Annotated in this window: 4 protein-coding genes; 3 read left to right on the top strand and 1 reads right to left on the bottom strand. The window is 71.1% G+C overall.

What is annotated here, in order from left to right:
- Position 1: 1 nt before the first annotated feature.
- Positions 2-850 (bottom strand): cation-transporting ATPase, encoded by an 849-nt coding sequence (locus tag ABD161_RS05295; RefSeq protein WP_344000363.1) that lies wholly within the window; start codon positions 848-850, stop codon positions 2-4.
- A gap of 238 nt (positions 851-1,088) precedes the next feature.
- On the opposite strand from ABD161_RS05295, the gene ABD161_RS05290 reads away from it, so the two are divergent.
- From ABD161_RS05290 to ABD161_RS05280, 3 genes are all read left to right on the top strand, one after another.
- The gene (locus ABD161_RS05290; RefSeq protein WP_135115573.1) at positions 1,089-1,493 is read left to right on the top strand and encodes a FluC/FEX family fluoride channel; all 405 of its coding nucleotides are present in this window, start codon (positions 1,089-1,091) and stop codon (positions 1,491-1,493) included.
- Entirely contained in the window at positions 1,490-1,879 is a 390-nt protein-coding gene (locus ABD161_RS05285) for a fluoride efflux transporter FluC (protein WP_344000361.1), read from the top strand. The genes ABD161_RS05290 and ABD161_RS05285 overlap by 4 nt, the downstream gene beginning before the upstream one ends.
- A gap of 118 nt (positions 1,880-1,997) precedes the next feature.
- Entirely contained in the window at positions 1,998-5,213 is a 3,216-nt protein-coding gene (locus ABD161_RS05280; RefSeq protein ID WP_344000359.1) for an efflux RND transporter permease subunit, read from the top strand.
- Positions 5,214-5,674: the final 461 nt, after the last annotated feature.

Raw genomic sequence — 5,674 nt, 5'->3', positions numbered from 1 at the left:
TTCAGCGCCCGAGCAGGTCGTCGAGCCCGGGAAGACCGAAGCCCGACGCCAGGTCGCTGAGACCGCCGCCCGCCTCGGACACGTGGTCGCCAAGGCCCTGCGCGTACTCGCCCGCGCCCGAGACGAAGCCGCCCGCGTTCTCGGCGATCGTCGACACGTCCAGGCCGCCGGCGATGGCCTCGAAGTCGATTCCCTCGCTCAGCGCCTCGCCGATCAGCGACGCGCCGACCCCGGTGAGGATCGCGCCGCCCGCGACGGCGGCGAGCAGGCCACCCGCCGCCACGCCGCCGGCGATGCCCCCGCTGCGGGCGAGGATCCCGCGCAGCCGGCCCGGCTGCATCGCCTCGGTGCGGGCCGCGACGCGCGCGAGCTCGGGGGAGTCGGACGAGCGCGGCCCCTCGTGCGGCGGCAGCTCCGACCGCAGGCGCGCGGCGACCTGCGCGCGCTGGTCAGGTGTGAGGCGGGCAAAGGCCTCCCTGTGCACCTGCTCGATCTGCTCGGGGTGCGCGGTCTTCAGCAGGTAGTCGTACCGCGCGATGGCGGCGCGATCCTGAGCGGATCCGGACGGTGCCGCGCGGCCCGCGGACGAGTGGGGGGCCGGCGGCTGCAGGGCGGTCGGGGAGCCGGAGGCCCCGGCGCCCCGGTGCGCGGAGGGAGTGCTCGGCGGCGACCAGGACGAGCCGGAGGGGCGGCGGTCGGTCGACCGCTCGTCGCCGAGGAGCGACTCGACCGCCCCGCGGGCCTTGGTCATCCAGTCGCCCTGGCTCGATGCTCCTCGGTGCTGCGAGGAGGACGAGCCGGCGTCCATCGCCTTCTTCGCGATCGAGACGAGCCGGTTCAGCTTGCTCATGAGGTCCTTCCGGAAGGGTCGGCGCAACCGACGTCTGCCAGAGTCTCCTTCGCTCCGACGGATCGGAGCCGACCGCCCGGGACTCGATGTCGAATCCGTACTGACGGGCCCACCGCGGGGAAGTACTCCCTCTGTGCGCTCGAACGTACGGGGGCGGGTTATGCGGAACATGGGAGACGCCTCTCGACCCGCTGGCTGCCGGCGCGGGGCCGTCGGCCGCCGCGAATAGGCTGACCGGGTGATCCCGTGGAAGCTCCTGCCGCTCGTTGTGGCCGGCGGAGTCGTGGGCGTGGCGCTGCGCCAGGCGATGATGCTGACGTTCGAGGGCGGGCTGTCGTTCGGCGCACTGGTGGGCACGATCCTCGTCAACGCGCTCGGGTCGGGTGTCCTCGGTTTCGTCGCGGGACGTCTCGGCGACCGCAGCCCCGCGCGGCGCTCGTTCCTCGGCACCGGACTGCTCGGCGGGTTCACGACCTACAGCGGGTTCGCCGTGCTGATCGCCGAGTTCACGAGCTACGGCCTCGTCGTCCTCATGGTGCTGTTCGCGGGCGTCGCGCTGCTCGCCGCGGGCGTCGCGGCCATCCTCGGCCTGCAGGCGGGCAGTGCCCTCGCGCGGCGGGCCCGAGGCGAGGAGGCCGCATGACGCCGCTGCTGTTCGTCGGCGTCGCGCTGGCGGGAGGCGTCGGCGCCGGGCTGCGCTGGACGGCCGACATGCTGCTCTCCCGCGTCCTGCCGCGCGGCTTCCCCTGGGCGATCCTGATCGTCAACGCGACCGGATCGCTCGCGCTCGGCCTGCTGACCGGGCTCGCGCTCGACCAGGTGTGGCTCGCGATCCTCGGCACGGGTCTGCTCGGCGGGTACACGACCTTCAGCACCGTCGCCGTCGACACGCAGCTGCTCGTGCGGCACGGGCGGTCGGAGGCGGCGTGGGCGAACGCGCTCGGCACGCTCATCCTGTGCGTGGCGGCCGCGATGGCGGGGCTCGCGCTCGGCTGGGCGCTCACCGCCGGATTCACGGCAAGGCCATAGCGCAACGGCCGATGCGGGGTGCCTGGCGCATGCCAGAATGAGCCGGGGATACAGCACCGTATCGGCGTGTGTCGCCGTCGGTGGACCCCGATCGTGCCCCCCCGAACGAGAGACTCCCGTGTCGAGACTTGCCGTCCTCAGCCTGAAGAACCGCGCCCTGATCGCGCTCATCACGATCTGCGCCGCCGTGTTCGGAGGCCTCTCGCTCACGACTCTGAAGCAGGAGCTCATCCCCGCGATCGAGCTGCCTCAGCTGCTCGTGATGACCTCGTACCCCGGCGCCTCGCCCGAGGTCGTCGAGAACGACGTGTCGACGCCGATCGAGACGGCGATCCAGGGGGTCGCGGGCCTCGACGGCACGAGCGCCACCAGCACAACGAACTCGTCGATCGTGCAGGCCTCCTTCACGTACGGCACCGACCTCGCCACGGCCGAGCAGAAGCTGCAGCAGGCGATCAACCGCATCTCGAGCCAGCTTCCCGAGGACGTCGACCCGCAGGTGCTGTCGGTCAGCATCGACGACCTGCCCGTCATCCAGATCGCGGTCACCGGGTTCGAGGACGCCGAGACGGCGCAGGCAGACCTCGAGGCCGTCGCCATCCCCGACCTCGAGGACATCGAGGGTGTCGGCTCGGCGTCGATCGTCGGCGGCATCGGGCAGCGGATCACGATCACGCCGGATGACGCCGAGCTCGCCGCGCGCGGTCTCTCGCAGCAGGCGATCCGGGACGCGCTCGACCAGAACGGCGTGCTGTTCCCGGGCGGTGAGATCACCGAGGACGGCTCCACCCTGACGGTGCAGACCGGCGTCAAGCTGACCTCCGCGGAGGACCTCGCGGCGCTGCCGCTGCTGGGCGCCGCCGGCCCGCCCGGCTCCGTCCCGACCATCGGCGACGTCGCCGGCGTCGAGCTGACGACCGATCCGGTGTCCTCCATCTCGCGCGTGAACGGCGAGGACGCACTGTCCATCGCCGTCACGAAGCTGCCGGCGGCGAACACCGTCGAGGTCTCGAACGGCGTGCTGGATGTCATCCCGCAGCTCGAGCAGACGTTCCCCGACGCCGCCTTCACGGTCGTCTTCGATCAGGCGCCGTTCATCACCCAGTCGATCGAGACCCTCGCCACGGAGGGCGTGCTCGGCCTCATCTTCGCTGTCGTCGTCATCCTTGTGTTCCTGCTGTCGATCCGGTCGACACTCGTCACCGCGATCTCGATCCCGACCAGCGTCCTGATCACCTTCATCGGGCTGCAGGCGTTCGGGTACTCGCTGAACATGCTCACGCTCGGCGCGCTGACCATCGCGATCGGCCGCGTCGTCGACGACTCGATCGTGGTCATCGAGAACATCAAGCGGCACTACGTGCAGGGTGCAGACAAGGGCGCAGCGATCCGCCTCGCCGTGCGCGAGGTCGCGATGGCGATCACCGCGTCGACCCTCACCACGGTCGCGGTGTTCCTGCCGATCGTCTTCGTGGGCGACATGGTCGGCGAGCTGTTCCGCCCGTTCGCCATGACCGTGACCATCGCGATGGTCGCGTCGCTGCTCGTCGCGCTGACGATCGTTCCCGTGCTCGCGTACTGGTTCCTGCGCCCCGGCAAGCCCGTGCTCGACGCCAACGGCGCCCCGATCGACCCCGAATCGCCCGACGCGCCGCCGTCCGCGCTGCAGAAGGCGTACCTGCCGATCCTGGGCTGGACGCTGCGTCACTCGTGGGTCACGCTGTTCGTCGCCGTGCTCGTGCTCGGCGGCACGGTCGCGGCCGCCCCGCTGATGAAGGTGAACTTCCTCGGCGACTCCGGGCAGAACACGCTCACCATCTCGCAGGAGCTCGAGCCGACCGCGAGCCTCGAGACCGCGGATGCCGCCGCGCAGCGCGTCGAGGAGGCGCTCGAGGGGATCGACGGCATCGAGACCGTGCAGGCCTCCATCGGGTCGAGCGGATCTCCGCTGCGCGACGCCTTCTCGGGGGGCGGCAGCGTGACGTACTCGATCGTGACCGATGCGGATGCCGACCAGGAGGCCCTGAAGGCCGACGTGCAGGACGCGCTCGACGGCCTCGACGACGTGGGCGAGCTGTCCCTCAACGCGGCGGCCGGCTTCGGGTCGACCGATATCGCCGTGACCGTCACCGCCCCGGGTCAGGACGAGCTCCAGCAGGCGACCGCCGACATCGTCGCCGAGCTCGACGGCCGCGACGGCATCGGCCAGGTGACCGACGACCTCGCCGCAGCCCTGCCCTACATCGCCGTGGAGGTCGACCGCGAGGAGGCGGCCGCGTACGGCCTCTCCGAGGTCGCCGTGGGCGGCATGATCTCGGGCGCGATGCGCCCCCAGCAGGCCGGATCGATCGAGATCGACGGCACGTCGCTCACCGTCTACATCGCGGCCGAGGAGCCCCCGGCCACGATCGACGAGCTGCGCTCGATGGCCATCCCGACCCCCGCGGGCCTCGTCCAGCTGCAGGACGTCGCGACCGTGGAGATGGCAGACAGCCCCACGTCGATCACAACGCAGCAGGGGCGCCGCACCGCCACCATCACCGTGCCGCCCGCGGGCGACAATCTCGCCGAGGCGACCGCCTCCGTGGACGCCGCGCTCGCCGCGGTCGACCTTCCCGACGGTGCGGATGCCGAGGTCGGCGGCGTGGCCGAGGACCAGGCCGAGTCGTTCACCCAGCTCGGACTCGCGATGCTCGCGGCCATCCTGATCGTGTACGTGATCATGGTCGGGACCTTCAAGTCGCTGCGCCAGCCTCTGCTGCTGCTCGTGTCCGTGCCGTTCGCGGCGACCGGCGCCATCCTGCTGCAGATCGCGACGGGTGTGCCCCTCGGCGTCGCGTCGCTCATCGGCGTGCTGATGCTGATCGGCATCGTGGTGACGAACGCGATCGTGCTCGTCGACCTGGTGAACCAGTACCGAGAGAAGGGGCTGACGAGCCACGACGCGACCGTCGCGGGCGCGTCCAACCGTCTCCGGCCCATCCTGATGACGGCCCTCGCGACGATCTTCGCCCTCACGCCGATGGCGCTCGGCATCACCGGGCACAGCGGCTTCATCTCGCAGCCGCTCGCGATCGTCGTGATCGGCGGCCTGCTGTCGTCGACCGTCCTCACGCTCATCGTGCTTCCCACCCTCTACAACCTCGTCGAGGGGGCGCGCGAGCGCCGCCGCGCGAAGAAGGGCCTGCCGCCCGAGCACCGCGATCCCGAGCCGACCGACCCCGCGGAGCGCGAGGCGATCATCGCCGCGCCGGCCACGGCGCCGGCGCCGGAGGGTTCGCTTCCCGCGGCAGGTTCGGTGCAGGCCCCGCTGCGTCGCCGGCGTTCTCTTTAGAAGAGGCTCGCATTTAGAAGAGGCTCGCACGCTCGCGCCGACGCTCCGCGCCGGCACTCGCGAGCGGGGCACCGTCGCTGACGCTCCGTTGCGGCAGCGCTTCGCGCTGCGAGGTCGCTTCGCAGTCTTCTTTAGAAGCGTCTCGCACGCTTCGGGGCCGCAAGCGGCGCCCTTGCGAGCGAGGCACCGTCGCTGGCGCTCCGTTGCGGCAGCGCTTCGCGCTGCGAGGTCGCTTCGCTCCACGCTCACTTCGTTCGCACAGGGGCACAGGTCTGTGCTCCACCCCGGTTATCGAGCGAGCGGAGCGAGTCGAGATGACGGCTCGCACGGATGGGCGGCTTGAGGTGGGTCGCTTCGGCTCGCTGGCGCTCGCTCAGCAACCGGTGGGGGGTAAAGGGTCAAGTCCTGGGACGTGGTGTATCGGTGATCGTGTGATCCTTCGTGTCGTGGTCAGGCTGTGA

The organism is Microbacterium paludicola (assembly GCF_039529675.1).
In the GTDB taxonomy this organism is placed as follows: Bacteria; Actinomycetota; Actinomycetes; order Actinomycetales; family Microbacteriaceae; genus Microbacterium; species Microbacterium paludicola.
Note: the sequence above shows the minus strand (reverse complement) of the source record. Positions and strands in the feature narration are given on the sequence as shown.